Source organism: Prescottella defluvii (assembly GCF_000738775.1).
Lineage (GTDB): Bacteria > Actinomycetota > Actinomycetes > Mycobacteriales > Mycobacteriaceae > Prescottella > Prescottella defluvii.
Map to the genome: position 1 here is coordinate 141,336 of NZ_JPOC01000022.1, position 19,687 is coordinate 161,022.

At 68.3% G+C, this 19,687-nt stretch carries 20 protein-coding genes; 4 read left to right on the plus strand and 16 right to left on the minus strand.

Going from position 1 to position 19,687, the window contains the following annotated elements; translation table 11 throughout:
• Positions 1–280 precede the first annotated feature (280 nt).
• Positions 281–1,015, minus strand: coding sequence for an MBL fold metallo-hydrolase (locus tag IJ15_RS0109230; RefSeq protein WP_231569476.1), 735 nt, complete (start codon positions 1,013–1,015; stop codon positions 281–283).
• An 81-nt stretch (positions 1,016–1,096) separates the two neighbouring features.
• Entirely contained in the window at positions 1,097–1,762 is a 666-nt protein-coding gene (locus tag IJ15_RS25255) for a TetR/AcrR family transcriptional regulator (RefSeq protein ID WP_051918680.1), read from the minus strand.
• A 166-nt stretch (positions 1,763–1,928) separates the two neighbouring features.
• On the opposite strand from IJ15_RS25255, the gene IJ15_RS0109240 reads away from it, so the two are divergent.
• Both IJ15_RS0109240 and IJ15_RS0109245 read left to right on the plus strand, forming a co-directional pair.
• Positions 1,929–2,882, plus strand: a complete 954-nt coding sequence (locus tag IJ15_RS0109240; RefSeq protein WP_081880662.1) for an SDR family NAD(P)-dependent oxidoreductase — start codon at positions 1,929–1,931, stop codon at positions 2,880–2,882.
• 93 nt (positions 2,883–2,975) lie between these two features.
• Positions 2,976–4,592, plus strand: coding sequence for an ABC transporter substrate-binding protein (locus IJ15_RS0109245; protein WP_031938052.1), 1,617 nt, complete (start codon positions 2,976–2,978; stop codon positions 4,590–4,592).
• 201 nt (positions 4,593–4,793) lie between these two features.
• On the opposite strand, the gene IJ15_RS26025 is transcribed toward IJ15_RS0109245, so the two are convergent.
• The 6 genes from IJ15_RS26025 to IJ15_RS0109275 all read right to left on the minus strand — a co-directional run bounded on the left by IJ15_RS26025 (position 4,794) and on the right by IJ15_RS0109275 (position 9,588).
• Positions 4,794–4,970, minus strand: a complete 177-nt coding sequence (locus IJ15_RS26025) for a hypothetical protein (RefSeq protein ID WP_156112063.1) — start codon at positions 4,968–4,970, stop codon at positions 4,794–4,796.
• Positions 4,971–5,275: 305 nt separating this feature from the next.
• Positions 5,276–6,028, minus strand: a complete 753-nt coding sequence (locus IJ15_RS0109255; protein ID WP_031938053.1) for a succinate dehydrogenase/fumarate reductase iron-sulfur subunit — start codon at positions 6,026–6,028, stop codon at positions 5,276–5,278.
• Position 6,029: 1 nt separating this feature from the next.
• Complete coding sequence (locus IJ15_RS0109260; RefSeq protein WP_031938054.1) at positions 6,030–7,961, minus strand: fumarate reductase/succinate dehydrogenase flavoprotein subunit; 1,932 nt, start codon at positions 7,959–7,961, stop codon at positions 6,030–6,032.
• 43 nt (positions 7,962–8,004) lie between these two features.
• Positions 8,005–8,808 (minus strand): hypothetical protein, encoded by an 804-nt coding sequence (locus IJ15_RS0109265; protein ID WP_031938055.1) that lies wholly within the window; start codon positions 8,806–8,808, stop codon positions 8,005–8,007.
• A gap of 11 nt (positions 8,809–8,819) precedes the next feature.
• Positions 8,820–9,104 carry a hypothetical protein gene (locus IJ15_RS0109270; protein ID WP_031938056.1) on the minus strand — a complete coding sequence of 95 codons (285 nt, stop codon included), beginning with the start codon at positions 9,102–9,104 and terminating at the stop codon, positions 8,820–8,822.
• Between the two features lie 157 nt (positions 9,105–9,261).
• The gene (locus IJ15_RS0109275; RefSeq protein WP_031938057.1) at positions 9,262–9,588 is read right to left on the minus strand and encodes an SdpI family protein; all 327 of its coding nucleotides are present in this window, start codon (positions 9,586–9,588) and stop codon (positions 9,262–9,264) included.
• Between the two features lie 74 nt (positions 9,589–9,662).
• Between IJ15_RS0109275 and IJ15_RS0109280 the strand changes: the two genes are divergently transcribed.
• On the plus strand, positions 9,663–10,910 hold the full coding sequence (locus IJ15_RS0109280; RefSeq protein ID WP_031938058.1) for a DUF4303 domain-containing protein: 1,248 nt from the start codon (positions 9,663–9,665) through the stop codon (positions 10,908–10,910).
• A gap of 43 nt (positions 10,911–10,953) precedes the next feature.
• On the opposite strand, the gene IJ15_RS0109285 is transcribed toward IJ15_RS0109280, so the two are convergent.
• The 7 genes from IJ15_RS0109285 to IJ15_RS0109315 all read right to left on the minus strand — a co-directional run bounded on the left by IJ15_RS0109285 (position 10,954) and on the right by IJ15_RS0109315 (position 16,295).
• Positions 10,954–11,439 (minus strand): SRPBCC family protein, encoded by a 486-nt coding sequence (locus IJ15_RS0109285; protein ID WP_031938059.1) that lies wholly within the window; start codon positions 11,437–11,439, stop codon positions 10,954–10,956.
• Positions 11,440–11,442: 3 nt separating this feature from the next.
• Positions 11,443–11,784, minus strand: coding sequence for an ArsR/SmtB family transcription factor (locus IJ15_RS0109290; RefSeq protein ID WP_031938060.1), 342 nt, complete (start codon positions 11,782–11,784; stop codon positions 11,443–11,445).
• A gap of 81 nt (positions 11,785–11,865) precedes the next feature.
• Positions 11,866–12,492, minus strand: a complete 627-nt coding sequence (locus IJ15_RS25260) for a hypothetical protein (RefSeq protein ID WP_156112064.1) — start codon at positions 12,490–12,492, stop codon at positions 11,866–11,868.
• Positions 12,493–12,569: 77 nt separating this feature from the next.
• Positions 12,570–12,992, minus strand: a complete 423-nt coding sequence (locus IJ15_RS0109300; protein WP_031938062.1) for a VOC family protein — start codon at positions 12,990–12,992, stop codon at positions 12,570–12,572.
• A 141-nt stretch (positions 12,993–13,133) separates the two neighbouring features.
• The gene (gene bioD, locus IJ15_RS0109305; protein WP_031938063.1) at positions 13,134–13,820 is read right to left on the minus strand and encodes a dethiobiotin synthase; all 687 of its coding nucleotides are present in this window, start codon (positions 13,818–13,820) and stop codon (positions 13,134–13,136) included.
• Positions 13,817–14,971, minus strand: coding sequence for an 8-amino-7-oxononanoate synthase (locus tag IJ15_RS0109310; RefSeq protein WP_197059790.1), 1,155 nt, complete (start codon positions 14,969–14,971; stop codon positions 13,817–13,819). The genes bioD and IJ15_RS0109310 overlap by 4 nt, the downstream gene beginning before the upstream one ends.
• 49 nt (positions 14,972–15,020) lie before the next feature.
• Positions 15,021–16,295 carry an adenosylmethionine--8-amino-7-oxononanoate transaminase gene (locus IJ15_RS0109315; protein WP_407984068.1) on the minus strand — a complete coding sequence of 425 codons (1,275 nt, stop codon included), beginning with the start codon at positions 16,293–16,295 and terminating at the stop codon, positions 15,021–15,023.
• A gap of 134 nt (positions 16,296–16,429) precedes the next feature.
• Here IJ15_RS0109315 and IJ15_RS0109320 point away from each other — a divergent pair, with 134 nt between their 5' ends.
• Entirely contained in the window at positions 16,430–18,502 is a 2,073-nt protein-coding gene (locus tag IJ15_RS0109320) for an acyltransferase family protein (protein ID WP_031938066.1), read from the plus strand.
• Here the strand turns inward: IJ15_RS0109320 and IJ15_RS0109325 are convergent, their stop codons facing one another.
• On the minus strand, positions 18,503–19,615 hold the full coding sequence (locus IJ15_RS0109325; protein WP_156112065.1) for a helix-turn-helix transcriptional regulator: 1,113 nt from the start codon (positions 19,613–19,615) through the stop codon (positions 18,503–18,505).
• Positions 19,616–19,687: the final 72 nt, after the last annotated feature.

The window sequence follows — 19,687 nt, forward strand, 5'->3', positions numbered from 1 at the left end:
CGGGTGACCCGATCGTCCGCGGCCGAACGCCGAGTGCGCTCGTCGACGCGGGGTTTGCGTCGATGTTCGTCATTGCACCAACGATACGTCGGTGCGCCGCGACGGAGCGAGTGACGATTTCGTGTCGATCCTGCTCAGCTCACCACTGCGCCCCGGCCACCACCAGGAATACCACCCCAGCCACCACACCCAGCACCCCGCTGAGCACGCCGAACACCGCCTCGAGCGACCCGAGCGCGAGCGCGGTGCCGGTGCCGGTGAGCGGGGAACCGGGTGCCGTTCAGTTGGCGCATTCACGCACCTGATCGACGGCCGCCGCGATCGGCAGCGACACCACGGGGCCGTGGCCCGGCAGGATGGTGTCGGCGTCCAGGCCCGCGAGGTGGTCCAGGGCCCCGAGTGTGTCCCCGTGGCCGTGGTCGAAGACCGGCGGGAGCAATTGCGGGCCCAGGATTCTCGACAGCGGATGCGCGGTGACCAGCGCATCGCCGGTGACGATTACGCCGTGCTGAGGTAGAAGGAAGGCGGTGTGCCCGGAGGTGTGGCCGTGGGTGGCCACCGGCAGGGGGCCGCCCGGAAGATCCAGATGATGACCGGATGTGACGGCCTGCGCGTTCACCGACACCGACCTGGTGGCGCCGGCGCGGGCGATGCGCAACAGCCACGGCACCACACCGTGCTTGTGCAGCATCGGGATGAAGTCCTTGCCCGTGGCCTGCTCAAGGTATTCCCGGCGCGCGTGCGCCACCTCCGTTGGGTCGGTGAAGACCGGGATCCCGTAGCGCTGGTGGAACGCGACGATCGCGCCCATGTGATCGACATGCGCGTGCGTGAGCAGCATGCCCTGGACATCTTCCGGTCGCCGGCCGAGCGAGCGGATCGCCCCTTCGACCGCGGAGACGTCCCCGGGGTAGCCGCCGTCGATCAGGGTGAGCGCGTCACCATCTCGCAGGAGCACGAAGTTCACATGCGTTCCGCTACCGCGGAACACGCCGGGCGCTACTTCCTCAACCATCGTCACGGGAATCCATTGTGGCTCAGTGGCTCGCATGCGCAGTGCAGCCGGGGCGTCGTTCGGGTTCTCGTCGCCTAGCTGCTAGCTCGCTGTGGGGGCCGCGAACTCGGTGGCGATCAGCGTCGCGCACCGGCAGAGTGCGTCGATGTCGGAGTCGGTGAGCGCGCGGCCCAGCGCATCGGACTTGGCCGCCATCCCGACGTAGGAGTAGTAGATGAACTCGGCGGCACGCTCGGTCGTCGGGTCGTCTGCGCTCGGTCGCAATTGGTCAATCGCCCGGACGAGCGGCCGAAGGAACTCGGCACGAATCGTTGCCACCTCCCGGGGGAAGGTCTTCTCCCAGCTGCGGGAATGACGGAGCAGGGACCCCGTGTGCGAGACGGCGGCCTCGTCGTACGGGGCGAGTGCAGAACGGACCCATGACTCGACCTGCGCGAGGGGGCCATCGGCTTTCGCCATCTGTCCCTCGATGTGGGCGACCATGGTGTTCGTCCCGTCCTGAAGGACTGCCACGAGAAGTTCTTCCTTCGAGCTGAAGAGGCGATAGAACGCGCGACTGGACAGTCCCGCGCGTTCGAGGATCAGGCCGACAGGCGGGTCGACCTCGCCAGACTCCGCGATGAGTTCGCGGCACGCGCCGATGAGGCGCGCGGCGTCGTCCGCGTAGCTGGCGCGGCGCTTGCTGACCAGTCGGTCGACCGCAGCCGTCGCGACCGGATTGGCTGGTGGGCCCTTCTTTGCTGCCACGTCTGTCACACCTCTCGTCGCATGGTCGGCATCTCGGCACTGGACACCAACGGTGTGAGATTGTAGCTTCCGATAGTGAAAATGACGTTTTCACTATCGTCAATGCTCTTCACGGCGGTCCGGCTACTGCTCGGGCGCCCCTCCATCGACGACCGAGAGGTACTTCATGTCTGAAACAGCGGATGTTCGCGCTCACCGCCCCCTGCTCGAGAGCCTGCGAGGCCGGGTGGCCGTGGTCACCGGCGGCGCCAGTGGAATCGGTCACGGGATCTGCGAGGCACTCCTCGAACAGGGAGCCAAAGTCGTGGTGGCCGACGTCGAGAAGAGCGCGCTCGACGCCACGGTCGCGGAACTGGCGAGCCGCGGCGACATCACCGGCTGTGTCGTGGACGTGTCCGATCGAGATTCGGTCGAGGCTATGGCCGAGTACGTCTACGAGACCCACGGCGCCTGCCATCTGCTGGTCAACAACGCCGGCGTGAGTCCGGACTCAGGGGGACTGGAGCCCTGGGAGATCGACACCAACGATTGGGTGTGGACGTTCGGCGTCAACGTTTTCGGCGTCGCCAACGGCGTGAATGCCTTCGTGCCGCGGATGCTTCGTGGTGGCGAACCAGGCTGGGTCATCAACACGACCTCTGCTGACGGCGGTCTCGCCCCAGCTCCGGGGGTCGCGGTGTACTCCGCGAGCAAGGCCGCGATGAGCATCTACACCGAATCCCTGGCCGTCCGCCTCGCCGAGACCGGGGCCAACATCGGTGCGTCACTGTTCATCCCGTCCGGCGGAATGATGCGCACCGGCATGTTCCAAGCGGAACGCAACCGGCCCGCGGCATTGACGAGGTCCAGCACCAGTCCCGCACCGAAGGCGCGCACCATCAAAAGCTTCGACGACCTGCAGAAGCTCCTCGAGAGCAACGGCATGCCGGTGCAGATGTGGGACCTGCGCGAACTGGGGCACTTCGTGTTGGGGGAGATGAAGAGCGGCCGGTACGTGATCGGCTACGACCGCGCCGACATGGCCGACCTACTGCACGACCGCGCAAACAGTCTGGCGGAGGGCATGTTCGGGCCGACCCTCGCGAAGGGGCTCGCCGCCCGCCGGGCGGGCGTCAGCTGACGCACCCTCGTCGAACCCGTCTGGGTCTGGATGGGCTGCACGTTCGTTCTCGATGGACCGACCGGTCCACGTACATATTCGGAAGGCTGTGAGATGGGAAGAGGTTTGTGGCAGCGCGGATCCCGCGCGGCGGCGGTTGTAGCCATAGGCGCGTTGGTGCTGACGGCTTGTGCGTCCGCCGACGGCGTGGAGTCGGGCGGCGCCTCGAATGATGGCCGGTACTCGATCGGGTACGTCGGTGACCGTACCGGTGGCGGTAGCCCCGTCGATGGTGGCGTCATGACCTATGGGGCGTACGGCTTCCCGGCGACGCTCGACCCGACTAGGAGTCCGGTCGCAGGCTCGACCGGCGGAACCGAATTGGCCGCGATCTACGACACGCTGATGCGCTACGACTTCGAGAAGGGCGAGTACATTCCACAGTTGGCGGAGGCGCTGAGCACATCCGACGGCGGGTCGACGTGGACGATCATGCTGCGTGACGGCGCCACTTTCAGTGACGGGTCGCCGGTCGACTCGGCGGCAGTGAAGTGGAGCTTGGACCGATACGTCGCGGCCAAACGCGACATCGCGCAGGTGTGGGTGAACTCGGTCGCCGAAATCCGCACGCCCGACGCGGAAACCGTCGTCTTCAAGCTCGAGCGTCAGTGGACCGATTTCCCGGTGATGCTCTCGATGGGCCCCGGCATGATCGTCGCGCCCAGTTCGGAGGCCGGCCAGACGTTCACCCCGATCGGTGCGGGGCCGTTCACCGTCACCAAGTTCGCGCCCAACGAGGTGCTCGAGCTCGCACCGCGTGCAGACTACGTCGGTGGCAAGCCGCGCCTGGCGGGACTGCGTTTCGTTCCCACCCCGAACCCCCAGGGCATGGTCGAGTCCATGCAGAGCGGCCAGCTCGACGGCGGATACTTCTACCGCAACGCCGAGGCAATCGACAGCGCACTCGACGCTGGATACGAGGGCTACCTCGACATCGTGGGTCTCGGCGCCATCGGCGTCATCAACCAGCGCGAGGGACGCCCGGGCGCGGACCTACGGGTGCGCCGCGCAATCGCTCTCGGCGTCGACGCCGAGGCCATGAACCAGCGGGTCAGCGGTGGCAACGACCCGGTCGGCTCGTCTCTCTACCCCAAGGGCTCACAGTGGTACAACGAGGACGTGCCGGGCGTCGCCTTCGACCCGGACAAGGCGCGCGAGCTGCTGAACCAGGCGAAGGCCGACGGCTACGACGGCAAGCTGACTTACGTGGCTATCAACGAGGAGGCCTCCCGGCAGGGCGCGCTCGCGGTCCAGGCTGCGCTGAACTCGATCGGATTCAACGTGGAGGTGGTGTACGCCAACAGCGTCACCGACCTCACTCGCCGGGTCTATGCCGACCGCGACTTCGACATTGCCCGTGCAGCTGCCTCGCTGATCGACACCGCGCCGCTGGTGCGCATGTATGCATCACTGGGCAGCGACTCGAACAACAATGCCGCCGGGTACAACAGCCCCGAAATGGACGGGTTGCTGGTGAACCTGCAGGCCGCAGGCAACGACGATGAGAAGCAAGCAGTCATCGACGACATGCAGAAGGTAGCCAACGAGACGGTGCCGTATGCGGTGTGGGCGCCGTCGATCGTGTTCGCCGCGTGGACGCCGAAGCTGCACGGCGCGAACGTCAGTATCGACAACATCGTCCTGTTCGACGACGCCTGGATGGAGCAGTAGCCCTTGCCGATATCCGGCGTTGTTCCGCAACAGATATAGAGGTCGTGGCGTACACCAGATGGGGCGGATCCGCGGGCTGCAGATCCGCCCCGTGCCAGGAACGGACGGCGAGATCCACAACCGGGGCAGCAGGACACCGGTTCGTCTGCGTCGAACATCGCGCGCTGGCCGCACCGGCCACCGCAGCCGAAGGTGACCGGCTCAACCTCCGGGGCGGTGGACGGCGGCGGCGTGACCGATGTCGTGGTCGGGGCCGCAGTGATGGCGACGGCGGTCGTTGTCGTCGATGGTGTCACCGGTGTCGTCTGCCGCGCCACAGGAGGTCAGGCTCAGCGACGCGAGCACGGCCACCGCAGCGGTGATGAGTTTGTTCTTCACGCCAGTTCCCCCGGACGTGTGACATCGGCGGTCTCTTCGATCAGATCGCGATCGTGGTCCGCTACCTCTTGTGCCCTTCGGGGTCACCTACACACCGCCGCCGGCATACGGGTGCGGGTGGAGTCGGGCGCGGGGCCTCGGCGCTCTGCGGCACCAGCGGAACAACCGGAACGGTGGCGGAGGTGTGCGGCGACGCAGACCGTGCCGGTACGCGACCGGGGCCCCGCGCCGACATACCAAAATTTGCGCCCACACCGGAGGGGTACCAATCGAATGTTTGGCAGATCGAATCGTGCCCCGAGGGTCTACTGCCGTCGCCGAAACAGCTTGTTGCCCAGCCACACCACGGGGTCGTACCGCTTGTCGGCGACCCGCTCCTTCATTGGGATCAGCGCGTTGTCGGTGATGTGGATGTTCTCCGGGCATACATCGGTGCAGCACTTGGTGATGTTGCACAGACCCAGCCCGAACTCGGCCTGCGCGGCATCGCGGCGATCCGCGGTGTCGAGGGGATGCATCTCGAGCTCGGCGATGCGCATCAGGTAGCGCGGACCGGCGAACGCCTCCTTGTTCTCCTCGTGGTCGCGCACGACGTGACAGGTGTTCTGGCACAGGAAGCACTCGATGCACTTGCGGAACTCCTGCGAACGCTCGACGTCCACCTGTTTCATCCGGTACTCCCCCGGCGCGAGACCGGGCGGAGGCGTGAACGACGGGATCTGGCGCGCCTTCGTGTAGTTGAACGAGACGTCGGTGACGAGGTCACGGATCACGGGAAATGTGCGCATCGGCGTGACGGTCACGATCTCGTCCTCGCCGAACGTCGACATCCGCGTCATGCACATCAGCCGCGGCTTGCCGTTGACCTCTGCGGAGCACGACCCGCACTTGCCTGCCTTGCAGTTCCACCGCACCGCGAGATCGGAGGACTGCGTCGCCTGGATGCGGTGGATGATGTCGAGCACCACTTCACCCTCGTTGACCTCGACCGTGTAGTCGCGCAGGTCGCCGCCCGTCGCGTCGCCGCGCCACACCCGGAACCTCGCGTCGTAGCCCATGTCAGGTCGTCCTTCCCGGGTGCTCCTCGAGTTCGGCGTCCGTGTAGTACTTCCCCAGTTCGTCGATGTCGAACAGCGCCAACAGGTCCGGTCGCATCGGCGACTGCTCCTCGCGTGTGACGATCACGTCGGGGATCGACACGTGATCACCGAGCGCCCCGTCGCCGGCCACCGTGCTGCACACCAGCAGCGTCGACCGCCAGTGCGCGTCCATCGACGGGTAATCGTCGCGGGTGTGCCCGCCGCGGCTCTCGGTCCGCATCAACGCGGCACGCGCGACGCACTCGCTCACCAGCACCATGTTGCGCAGGTCCAGCGCCAGGTGCCATCCGGGATTGAACTGGCGGTGGCCCTCGACGGTCGCGCCACCGACACGGGACTTGATGTCGTCGAGCCTCGCAACGGCGCGCTCGACTTCCTCCTCGTTGCGGATGATGCCGACCAGGTCATTCATGGTCTGTTGCAGTTCGGTGTGCAGGGTGTACGGGTTCTCCCCGAGTCCCTCCGCCGGCGGGTCGAACGGAGCAAGGGCCGTGGTCGCTGCGGACGCGACATCAGATTCGGTGACCGTCGGCCGGGCCCCGAGCGACTGGACGTAGTCGGCGGCGCCGAGTCCCGCACGCCGACCGAACACCAGTAGGTCCGACAGCGAGTTTCCGCCGAGCCGATTCGAACCGTGCATGCCGCCGGAGCATTCACCGGCCGCGAAAAGGCCGGGCACCGTGGATGATCCGGTGTCGGGATCCACCTCGATGCCACCCATCACGTAGTGGCAGGTGGGGCCGACCTCCATCTGCTCCTTCGTGATGTCGACATCGGCGAGTTCCTTGAACTGGTGGTGCATCGACGGCAACCGGCGCACGATCTCGTCCGCGGGCATCCGGGACGCGATGTCGAGGTACACGCCGCCGTGTGGGGTCGAGCGCCCCGCCTTGACCTCGGAGTTGATGGCGCGGGCCACCTCGTCGCGCGGCAGCAGGTCGGGGGTACGACGGTTGTCGTCCGGGTCGTCGTACCACCGGTCGGCCTCCTCCTCGGTCTCCGCGTACTGGCCCTTGAACACCGCGGGGATGTAGGAGAACATGAACCGCTCTCCGTCCGAGTTCTTGAGCACCCCGCCGTCACCGCGGACACCCTCGGTGACGAGGATGCCCTTCACGCTCGGCGGCCACACCATCCCGGTCGGATGGAACTGGACGAACTCCATGTTGATCAGGTTCGCGCCGGCGCGTAGCGCCAGCGCGTGACCGTCCCCGGTGTACTCCCACGAGTTGGACGTGACCTTGAACGACTTGCCGATGCCGCCGGTCGCCATGACGATCGCAGGGGTGTCGAACAGCACGAACCGCCCCGACTCGCGCCAGTATCCGAAGGCGCCGGCGATGCGGTCGCCGTCCTTGAGGAGGTCGGTGATCGTGCACTCGGCGAACACCTTGACGCGCGCCTCGTAGTCGCCGGTCTCGGCGAAGTCCTCCTGCTGCAGTGAGACGATCTTCTGCTGCATCGTGCGGATCAGTTCGAGGCCGGTGCGGTCACCGACGTGCGCGAGGCGCGGATACGTGTGCCCGCCGAAGTTGCGCTGGCTGATCCGGCCGTCCTCGGTGCGGTCGAACAGCGCGCCGTACGTCTCGAGTTCCCACACCCGGTCCGGTGCCTCCCGCGCGTGCAGTTCGGCCATGCGCCAGTTGTTGAGGAACTTGCCGCCACGCATGGTGTCCCGGAAGTGGACCTGCCAACTGTCCTTGGAGTTCGCGTTGCCCATCGCCGCGGCACAGCCGCCCTCGGCCATCACGGTGTGTGCCTTGCCGAACAGCGACTTGCACACCACGGCCACCGACAGGCCCCGCTCCCGCGCCTCGATCACGGCCCTCAACCCGGCACCGCCGGCACCGATCACCACCACGTCGTAGCTGTGCCGTTCCACCTCTGCCACGTGTTCCCCCTCCGGCTGGAATTGCCCGTGCCCGTCGAACCCGTCAGTTGATGAGACGCAGGTCGGAGATGGAGCCGCTCGCGACCAGCATGATGTAGAAGTCGGTGATGATCAGCGTCGCCAGCGTGGTCCACGCCAACTGCATGTGCCGGGTGTTGAGCTTGCTCACCCACGTCCACAGTCGATAGCGGACGGGATGCGCCGAGAAGTGTTTGAGCCGACCGCCGGTGACGTGACGACACGAGTGACACGACAGCGTGTACGCCCACAACAGGATCACGTTGGCCGTGATGATCAGGCTGCCCAGGCCGAGGCCGAAGCTGCCGTTCGGTCCCTCGTACGCCCGCACCGCGTCGTACGTGTTGACCATCGACACCACCAGCGCGACATAGAAGAAGTAGCGGTGCGCGTTCTGCACGATCAGCGGCAGACGCGTCTCACCGGTGTAGGTGGAGTGCGGTTCGGCCACCGCGCACGCGGGTGGCGCCAACCAGATCGACCGGTAGTAGGCCTTGCGGTAGTAATAACAGGTCAGCCGGAAACCGAGCAGGAACGGCAGCACCAGGAATCCGAGCGGAATCCACATCGGCAGCTCGCCGACCCACGTACCGAAGTGGCTCGCACCCGGCACACACGACGCACTGATGCACGGCGAGTAGAACGGCGTCAGGTAGTGGTAGTCGTCCACCCAGTACGCGGTCCGCACGAACGAGCGGACCGTCGCGTACACGACGAAGACCGCGAGGCCGAGCGTCGTGAGCAGCGGCGCCAGCCACCAGCGGTCGGTGCGCAGCGTGCGCGCACGGATGTCCGCCCGAGCCGGCGACGGTGCACCGATCTCGGTCACGCGCGGCGGTCTCACGCGTTCTCGTGCGGATTGCCGCCGAGACCTTCGTCGTCAGCCCCCTGCCACAGCGAACGGTCGTACGGGGTGTCCGGCACCTGCACCCGCTCGGTGCCCGCCCCGACCGTGGGGCGCGGCGGCGAGTCGGTGAGGTCGTGGGCGTCGATGTCGAGGCGATCGACATCGTTCGCGAGCCGTCGCACCGCCGCAGCGTCGCCGTACACGTCCCGCAGCGACCCGACGCACTCACGCAGATGGCCGATCGTCCGCTGCAGATCCATCACTTCGGTGGTGGTCATCGGTACCTCCGAGAAGCTCCGAAATACACTGGTCGAACTCGATGTGATGGCTCTCACAGTACGTGAAGCGCCGACTCGTCGCCGTCGATTGCCCCGCGGCAGGACGCCGAGATCAGCGCAGCAGAGCCTTCGCCGCAGCGTTCCCCTTCGATGCCGCCTACATCAGGGCGACGAACGCCGCCACGCACACGACGGCCGCCGCGACAGTCGACTCCACGGACCCGAAACCGGCCAACACACCGACCGATATCTGGATGCACAACCCCACCGCCGCGGCCCCCACCGTCCGGCGGAGGAACGGCCGCGCAACGCGATGGGCGACCTGCCACGCTTCCGGGCTCGACGTCGTCGCCTTCGTGCGGATACCCACGACGGGATTCGGCTCGTCCCCGACGATTCCCGGTATCAGCGCGGCAACCGCGGCGAGAAGAAGCGTCGTCGACGTCAGCGTCATCGTCAGCCCCCACAACTCCGACGCGTCCACTGGTCCGGCCCCCAATCTGCGGCTGATCTCGATGCAACGGACATTACCGACATGCCACTGGCTAGGGTCGGCCCGTGGACTGGAAGAGGGTGGAGTCGGCGTTCCGTGACCGGATCGTGGAGTTCGTGCGGAGAATGAATGCCGAGTATCCGGACGATCGGATCTACGGCGCCGCGCTCCACGAGTTCTACGCCGAATCCGGCGGCGTGATCGCGTGGCCGATGATCGGCGTCGCGGGTGAGACGTCGCTGGCGTCCGTCGCAACCGCCGGACTCGACGCCGACGCACTGCGTTGGAGTCCGGCCGACTGGCCGTGGCAACTCGATCCCGACGACGTCGACGACGCCCTTGCGGACGCGATCACGGCGGCGGCGACGGCAGGCGACGACGACGACGCGACCTGGGACCGTGTCCATCATCGATTCGAACGCACCGCCGCCAAAGCGTGCCGCGCCGCCCGGCGCGTCCTCGTCGACGAAGGGGTCGTCGACCGCGACTTCATTGCTGTCGCAATGGACGAGGCCTGGGAGCTGATTCCTCTCAGCTTGTCGAAAGCGCAGGTGCGCAAGCACTTCCCCGAATTGGACGAGGAACAGGCCGCCGTCGACCGGCTCACCGCCCTCCCCGTGGACGACCGCATCGCCGAACTCGTCGCGATCGTCGACGCGCCCGTGTCACCGCCGCCGGGAGGCGAACGCGCGGTTGCCTGGCTTCGTGATCTCGGCCGGGCGGCCGTACCCGCGGTGTTGGGACGCCTTTCGCGAGCCCGCGAAAAGTGGCAGTGGGCAAAGCTTCTCGGTGAACTCGGGGACTCCTCCGACGACGTCGTCCACGCGCTGGAGACTGTCGTCGTCCAGCGGTCGTTGCCCACACCCGACCGCGCGTGGGCCGCGGCGGCACTCGCCCGGCTGGGTCGCATGGACGTCGTGACCGCGCGGATCGACGGTCTGCCCGAGGAGGTCGCCGTCTGGGCTCTCAGCGCGCCGTACTCCTCGTTCCGGGACATCGGGGTCCCGACCCCACTCGACTACACCCCGCTCGAAGCGGCCCTGACGGCCCATCCCGCGCTGCACGACCCGGTCTGTGCGCGCCTGTCCCCCGGCAGCGGTTACTGCGAATTGGCTGCCGACGAGATCGATGTCGCGTTCGGGGGCCTCGGATCCGCGTGGGCGGCCGTCCGCCGGCACGCGCTGGTCGTTCTCACGGACACCCGGATGGGGACTGACCTCCGCGCGCGGTACGTGACCGAGCTCGACAGGCTGTCCACCGATCCGGATGCGCGCGTGCGTGACGCGGTCGCCATCTCGAGGAGCCGCCGCTGACGCGGCGAGATCACGATCCACAGCGATCGACCGCCGCGAGCAGTCAGGACACCAGCAGCTCGTCGATCTGGCCGATCGCCGACGTGGCTCCCTCGATCACGCCCATGTCCAGCACCTTCTGTAGCGCCTCGGCCGATTCGAAGGTGCTCGTGTACGTGGCCCTCGTCCCCCCGTCGCGCTCGGTGAAGGTGTAGACGTTCGTCGACACCGGCATGTCGGGATTCGGGTTGAAGTCCTCGTCGGCGAAGCCGTCGGCGAACGAGAAGCTCCGTGGCTCGTCGACCGCCGAGACCTGCCAGTAGCCGGCGAACTTCTCACCGTCCGGGCCGGTCATGAAGTAGGTGACGCGTCCACCCGGGGCAAGCTCGTGGTCGACCACCGTCGCCGGGAACGTCGGCGGACCCCAGACCTTCTCCAGCTGCCGCGGGTCGGCGTAGATCTGCCAGATCCGCTCCACCGGCGCCGCGAACTCGGCGGTGATCGTCAGGGTGCGCTTGTCCAGATCCTGCTTGACATCGGTTACAGGCATCGTTCAGTCCTCCTGGGTCGAGTCGAATGCGATGAGTTCGTCGATACGCGCGATGCGCCCGCGCCACACCTGCTCCAAATCGGTGAGCAGGGATGCCACCGAACGCACCGCAGCCACGTCGCCACTGGCCAACTGCTCCCGACCGCTGCGTCGTTTGGTGAGCAGGCCGGCCTTCTCCAACACGGAGACGTGCTTCTGTACAGCGGCGAAGCTCATGTCGTACCTCGCCGCGAGCGCGGAAACCGAGTGCTCCCCGGCCAACACGCGGCGCATGATGTCACGCCGGGTGCGGTCGGCGAGCGCGTGGAACAGGGCGTCCGCCCGGTCCTCGTCGTCTCCGCTCACCCCTCCAACCTACAACCGATTGGTTGTATGTCAACGGGTGTGCACTCGAATTCACCCGAGGTCGTCGTCCTCGCCCTGTCGTTACTGCCGACGCGAGCGATTCCGCAGGGAGACCACCACTGCCGCCAGCACAGCGATCGCGGCGACGGTGGCGACCGCCGTCCACACGCGCGAGGCCTCCACACCGACTCCGACGGACGATTCTTCTACCCCGACGTCGGTCGCACCCGGGTTCGGCGTTCGCGGTTGGCCGTGCACGGCGAGCGTCGCCTCGCGGGTTCGACCATCGGTCGATTCCGTTGTCGCCGAGCAACTGTCGACCGACCACTGCGCTCCGCGGGTCTCGTACGTGGAGGTGAACACCAGATACTCGGCACCGACCTCGAAACTGCGCCCACACGCCGGGCCTTGCACGCTGGACGAAACGGACGTCGATGCGCCGACGTCGCCGGCGAACACTTCGCGAACCTCGAACTCGTAGAACGCGGTCTGGTCGGCGACACGCTCGGAGATGGCCGTACCGGTGAAGACCGCCGCAGCGTGGGAGACCTGCTCGACGATCTGCGATCCGTCGGGCGGATAGACACACGAACACGCATGCGCCGGGGCGGCCGTCATCAGCGGGACCGCGCCCACCAAACCCACCACCACCAGCATCGACATCATCCAGCGCACTGTCGCCCCCTCTCCCCGGATGGATACTGCCACGAGGGGCCTCCAAGCTCACGGCCCGCGGTCCGCGGTCCGCCGGGTGGAAGTGGACGAGTAGGCCGGCCCGAGCCGTTCTACCCCTGCCGCTCAGGTTCGACCCCGACCTGCCACACGTGACCGTCCGGGTCACCGCACAACGCCACGTACCCCCAGGGTTTGCGCTCGGGTTCGGCGAGCACTTCTCCCCCGGCGTCACGCGTGCGTTGGACCAGATCGGCAACCTCCTGTTCAGTGGCCACTTCCAGACCCAGAAGGCACTCGCTGGTCCCCGCGGGCGCGAGCGCACGCCCGTCGCCGAGGACCCATCCGAAGCCGCCCGCCGGAACGAGGACCAACAGGGTGCGCTCGTCGATGCGGAACATCAGAGGTTCCGGGACACCGTCCTCGGCGGGTTCACCGACGGGTTCGAAACCGAAGGCGTCCCGGTAGAACAGCATCGAAGTCATTCGATCGGCTATCGGCAGGCTCACGTGGATGCCTCGGGCCTTGATGGACATGACAACTCCGCTCGGTCGGCGACAACGTCATCGATAGTGACTCCCGATGCCCACGAAATTCATCGAACGCCCGAAACTCATCGACCCGGCGAACCCAGTCCGACGTCGACCTCAGCGAGATCACGCTCGCCGAAGGATCGTTCAGCTCAATGCGGCGAGCCATTCGGCGTCGAACCATGCCGGCGCCGACGCCGCGAATGTTGCCGCGCCGGTGCCCGCGACGCCCTCGGGCACCCGGCCGACCAGTGCAGCCCCCGTGACGTCCGGTAGGTCGTCGAGGTTGCAGCGCGCCGCGAGGTCCGGGCGTTCGGGCCAGGAACCGACGACGAAGCCGGCGCACTTCACCCCGGCCGAGCCGAGTGCCTCCGCGGTGAGCGCACAGTGATTGAGGGTGCCCAGGCCGGGCGCGGCGACGACGAGCACCGGTGCGCCGAGGTCGGCCGCGACGTCCCGCAGTGTGAAGCCGTCGACGCCGAGGCGCACCAGCAGCCCGCCGGCGCCCTCGACGAGCGTCATGTCGTGCCGTCCGTCCAGATCGCGCACCGCGGCCACGACGTCGGACCGGGTCAGCATCGGGAGCCCGCTGCGGCGCGCAGCCGTGTCGGGGGCGAGCGGCTCCGGGTAGCGGGCCAGTTCGACAGTGCTGGTGACGCCGCCGAGCCGGACGATCTCGGCGAGGTCCCCGGGTTCGGCCGGGCCGACCCCGGTCTGCGCGGGCTTGCACACCGCCACGGTGCGCCCGGACCGGCGCAGCGCCGCCGCCAGCGCGGCCGTGACGACGGTCTTCCCGACGTCGGTGGAGGTACCCGAGATCACCAACACGCTCATGCGGGCACTCCCGCACGGGAATCCGAAAGCACCTCGGCCAGAACCGATTCGATGGTGTCCATCTCGTCGGCTCCGATCGTCGCGCGCGCCGTCAGCCGCAGGCGCGACGTGCCCTCGGGCACCGACGGCGGCCGGAAGCAGCCGACGTGCAGTCCCCGTTCGCGGCACGCGGCCGCTGCCGCGAAGGCCACCTCCGGGTCCCCGAGGATCACCGAGACCACCGCCGACGCGGGCTCGGCGACCCCGACGATGCGGGCGAGGTCGCGGGCCCGGTCGAGCACCGCGATCGCCCGCTCCGGCTCCCGGATCAGCACCGACAGCGCCGCGCGGGCCGCCCCGACGGCCGCGGGCGCGAGCCCGGTGTCGAAGATGAAGGTGCGCGCCGTGTCCACCAGATGGGCACGGACCTTCTCCGACGCCAGCACCACGCCGCCCTGGCTGGCCAGCGACTTCGACAGCGTCGCGGTGACGACCACGTCCGACTCCCCCGCCAGCCCGACCTCGTGGACCAGGCCTCGCCCGCCGATCCCGCGGACACCGAGGCCGTGCGCCTCGTCGACCAGCAGCACCGCACCGTGGTCACGGCACACGCGGTGCATCGCGGTGAGCGGTGCGAGGTCGCCGTCCGCGCTGAACACCGAATCGGTGAGCACCAGCGCCCGCTCCTCTGCGCGTTCGGCCAGGGTGCGCCGGAGAAAGTCGACGTCGGCGTGCGGTGCGACGACGACCCGCGAGCGGGACAGCCGGCACGCATCCACCAGTGACGCATGAGCGCCCGCGTCGGAAACGATCAGCGCGCCGGGACCCGAGAGTGCCGTGACGGCACCGAGATTCGCCGCATAGCCGCTCGCGAACACGAGGCCGGCCTCGGCGCCGACGAACTCGGCGAGTTCACGTTCGAGGAGGTCGTGATCGGACGTCGTGCCGGTCACCAGTCGCGAACCGGTCGCGCCACCGCCCCAGCGACGGACCGCACCCACTGCGCCGTCGATCACCTCCGGGTGCCGGACGAGACCGAGGTAGTCGTTGGAGGCGAGATCGATCACCGGGTCGGACGCAGCCCGCGTCCGCACCTCGCGGCGCAGTCCGGCCGCCCGCCTCGCGCGTTCGACGTCGTCCAGCCAACTGAGAGCATTGCGATCGGTTCCCATCCGGAGCACCATACAAGCCCACTTGAACGGCGTTCAAGTGGGCTTGTCGTCACGCCACCTGGCTACGCGCGGCCGCCACGATCCCGGCCGCGATGCGGTCGACCTCCTCCGCGGTGCACACGTACGGCGGCATCGCGTAGATCAGGTTCCGGAACGGGCGCAGCCACACGCCCGCCGCGACGGCGGCGTCGGTGGCGGTCTGCATGTCGACCGGCTCGGCCAACTCGACCACACCGATGCCGCCGAGCACCCGCACGTCGACGACGCCGGGGATGTCCCACGCCGGCGCCAGCCCCCGCTCCAGCCCCTCGTTCAGCGCCGCGACCTCGGCACGCCAGTCCCGCGACAGCAGCAGTTCCACCGCGGCGACCGCGACCGCGCAGGCCATCGGGTTCCCCATGAACGTCGGGCCGTGCATGATCCCGCCGCCCTCGCCGGCGCTGATCACCTCCGCGACGGCGGTGGTGCACAGCGTCGCGGCGAGCGTCAGATAGCCGCCGGTGAGGGCCTTGCCGACACACATCACGTCGGGCGCGAGCCCGGCATGGTCGGCGGCGAACAGCTCGCCGGTGCGGCCGAATCCGGTGGCGATCTCGTCGAACACCAGCAGCAGTCCGTGCCGGTCGCAGATGCGACGCAACTCCCGCAGGTAGTCGGGGTGGTGGAAGCGCATGCCGCCCGCCCCCTGCACGACGGGCTCGACGATGATCGCCGCCAACTCGTCACGGTGCTCGATCACCAGGCGCTCGAGGTCCGCAACGTACGCGGCGTCGTACTCGCGCGGCGGCGCGGGTGCGAAGACCTGACGTGCCATCACGTCCGTCCACATCGAGTGCATGCCCCCGTCCGGGTCACACACGCTCATCGGCGCGAACGTGTCCCCGTGATAGCCGCCCCGCCACGTCAGCAGCCGGTACTTCTCCGGTCGCCCCTGGGCGCGCCAGTACTGCAGACACATCTTGACGGCGACCTCCACCGACACCGATCCGGAGTCGGCGAGGAACACCTTGTCCAGACCGGCAGGTGTGATCTCGACGAGCAACTCCGCGAGGCGGGCGGCCGGCGCGTGGGTGAGCCCACCGAACATGACGTGGCTCATCCGGCCGAGTTGATCGGTGACCGCCGCGTCGAGCACCGGATTGCGGTATCCGTGTACCGCCGACCACCACGAACTCATCCCGTCGACCAGTTCGGTGCCGTCCGCGAGAGTGAGGCGGGCGCCCGCCGCGGACTCCACGACCAGGGGGGCTGTGGAGGCGGGAAATGCCCCGTAGGGATGCCACAGGTGTTCGGTGTCGAGGGCGACGATCCGCTCAGAAGCCATACGCAAGGAGTTCACGGCGCTCGACTGTAGGTGCTCCGGCACCGGGACGATGCGACAGGTATTTTGGGGACGTCGCTGCCGCGACCGCTCCGCGGCAATCCGGGATCGCCCCCGCGCCGCCTCGAAAGGATCGCGTGTCAGTCCGCTCCACCGCCCTGCCCCTCGGCGGCTCGTCGGGTTCAGAGAACCGCATTCGCCCAGTTCACCGCCTCGATCTCGACGGTCTCCGTGGCCTCGCGATCGGGTTGGTGGTCGTCTACCACGTGTGGTTCGGACGGGTTTCCGGCGGCGTCGACATCTTCCTGGCGCTGTCCGGATTCTTCTTCGTCGGATCACTGCTGCGGGTCGCGGAGGGCCCGTCCCGGCTCGATCCACGCCCCATCGTGGGGCGAATCACCCGACGACTCGGGCCGCCCCTCGTGGTGGTGCTCGCGGCGACGATGGCGTTCACCGTCTGGGTCCACCCGTCGACGCTGTGGTTCGAGACCGCACGCCAGACGACGGCCTCGCTGACGTTCCTCCAGAACTGGCACCTCGCCGAGACCGCGAGTGACTACCTGGCCGCCGACCCGTCGGTGAGCCCCCTCCAGCACCTGTGGTCGATCTCGGTGCAGGGCCAGTTCTACCTGGCCGCGATCGTCGTCGTCTTCGCGGTCGCGTGGCTGTTGCGTGCCCGTGGGATGCCGGTCCGTGGTCCGCTCGCCGTCGTCCTCGCGGCCCTGGCTGCGGCGTCCCTGCTGTACGCGACCACCAGTGATCTGCCGCAGACGTGGCTGTACTACGACTCCGCCGCACGGATGTGGGAACTGCTCGCCGGCGGCGTGCTGGCGTGCGTCGTCCCGTGGATCCGGCTGCCGCGGGGGTGGCGGATCGCGCTGTCGGTCGCCGGTCTGGCCATCGTGCTCGGCTGCGGCATGGTGCTCGACGGGCGCAGCGAGTTCCCCGGACCGTGGGCGTTGGTCCCGGTGGGCGCCGCGCTCGCATTCATCGTGGCGGGCAGGCGACCGGAGGAGGACGCGGGCGCGAACCCGGTCTCGGACCTGCTCGCCTCCCGACCGCTGCTGCGCCTCGGCTCCGTCGCGTACGCCCTCTACCTGTGGCACTGGCCGATCCTCATCGCCTACCTGGTGATCGCCGACCGCACCGAAGCGAGCGCTGTCGGTGGCGCCGCCGTGATCGTCGTGTCGCTGGTGCTCGCGGAACTGACGACCCGCCTGATCGAGACCCCGATCCGCCGGACCGTCGACCGCGGCCGGGCACGGTCGGCGCTCGTCGCGGCCGTCGCGGTACTCGCTGTCGTCGTGACCGCCGCATCGGTGACCTGGACCGGATTCATCGACCGGCGCACCGAACAATGGGCCCAGCAGGGCCAACTCGACCCGGTCACCTATCCGGGTGCGGCGGCGCTCACATCCGGCGCCGACGTCGTCAAGGCGCGCGAGCAGCCGTCCCGTTTCGTCGCTCACGCCGACCTGCCGCCGACGACGGGCGACGGATGTATGTCGCAAGCCGGCCAGATCGACCCCGTCACCTGCACCTACGGGGACGTCGACGCCGAGCGGAGCATCGCGGTGATCGGTGGCTCACACGCCGAGCACTGGATTCCGGCACTGGACATCCTGGCCCGCGAGCATCGTTTCCGCTTGGAGACCTACTTGAAGGTGGGCTGCCCCGCGTTGCTGCCCGTCGGCGACGACTACCCGGTCGGCGAGTGCGAGGAGTGGACGTTCGGGGTCGTCGACGCCGTCACCGAGGCGCGCCCGGACTACGTCTTCAGCACCTCGACCCGACCCCTGCCGGACGAGCCCGGCGACTACACCCCGGAGACGTACGTCGCACTCTGGCAGGAACTCGAATCCCGGGACCTGCCGGTGATCGCCCTGCGCGACACGCCGTGGCTCACGGAGAACGGCGTCAGCTACCGGGCTGCGGACTGCCTCGCCCGGCGCGGCGGCAACGCCGACTCGTGCGGCATCGACCGCGCGGAGGTCCTCGCGCCCGTCGATCCGGCGCAGGCGGCCGCGGCGTACCTGCCGACCGTCCGACTGCTCGACCTGTCGGACGCCGTGTGCGGCACCGACCGCTGCCGCGTGGTCGAGGGCAACGTCCTGATCTACCGCGACGACGACCACCTCACCGCGACCTACGTCCGCACCCTCGCACCCGAACTCGATCGTCTGCTCGGGCCGGCGACCGGCTGGTGGTGATCACCGCTGTCGTCCGGGCCTTCCCGCCGGGCCGATGGACAGCAGGACCCGGACGAGTTCGGCCTGGCGGTGGGTGGCGGTCTTCTCGAAGATGTGCTGCAGGTGCGTCCTGATCGTCGTGGTCGAGACGGAGAGTTCCTCGGCGATCGGCCGAAGCCCGTCGCCTCGCGCGACCCGCAATGCAACCTCCGCCTCCGTGTCGGTGAGCGCGTACAGCCTGCGCAACATGACGGTGTCCGATCCCGCTACACGATCGGGGTCGTCGATCACGACGAGCGCGGTGGCAGTCGATGCGTCCAGTCCGACGGCATCCTCGCTCAACGGGACCACATGAACTGCATATTCGCATCGCCCGGACGGGCGAGGGCAGGAGACTGACCCGCCGGAGGGAACACCGTCGCCGTCCACCTCGAGCGCGCGGTACATGAGACCGCGGAGTTCTCGATCGGATCGAGTGCGGGACGCGGCGACGGAACCCTCCGGATCGAGGTGAAGGCCGTCGTCGGCGCCGAGGATTCTCTCGGCGGCGGAGTTGAGGTGCAGGATCCGGGTGTCCGGTCCGATGATCACGATGCCGCGTGGCACCTGCTCGATCGCCGCGGACAGGTCGTGTTCACTCTGCGCGAGCGCGGCGAGCTTCGCCTGCGTGCGAATCGCCTGTCGGAGGTGCGGCACCAACCGCCCGAACGACGAGAGCCGATCGGCGGTCCCGAACGGTTCCGGGCCGCGCTCCGCCGCCACTCCCAGCCACGCCGTGCTGCTCCCGCTGGTCAGCCGAACGAACAGGCCGTCCTCGAACCGGCTGGGGCGGCACCAGTCGGCATAGAACTCCGTGTGCGTATTGGGGTAGATCAACTCGGTCCCGGTATGAATGCGGCCGATCGGAGCCCGGGTCACGACTTCTGCCACATAGTCGAGTCGACCGTAGTACTCGTTGTAGGTCGCCAGTGCGGAAGGATCACCACCGACCTCCCGGACCATGGTGTCGGCCCGCCGCTTGCCCGTCGCCGAGGTCAGCAGGCCGCAACCGTGGCCGTCGAAGGCGCGTACGAGACCGCGCAGTACCGAATCCCACTGCTCGGGGGCGACAGCCGTCGCGTAGATCGCAGACACGAGGCGGGAGAACTCGTCGATTCTGATGGTCGACCACCCCTTGCGGAGGTCGGGTGCACAGCAGCCTGCCAC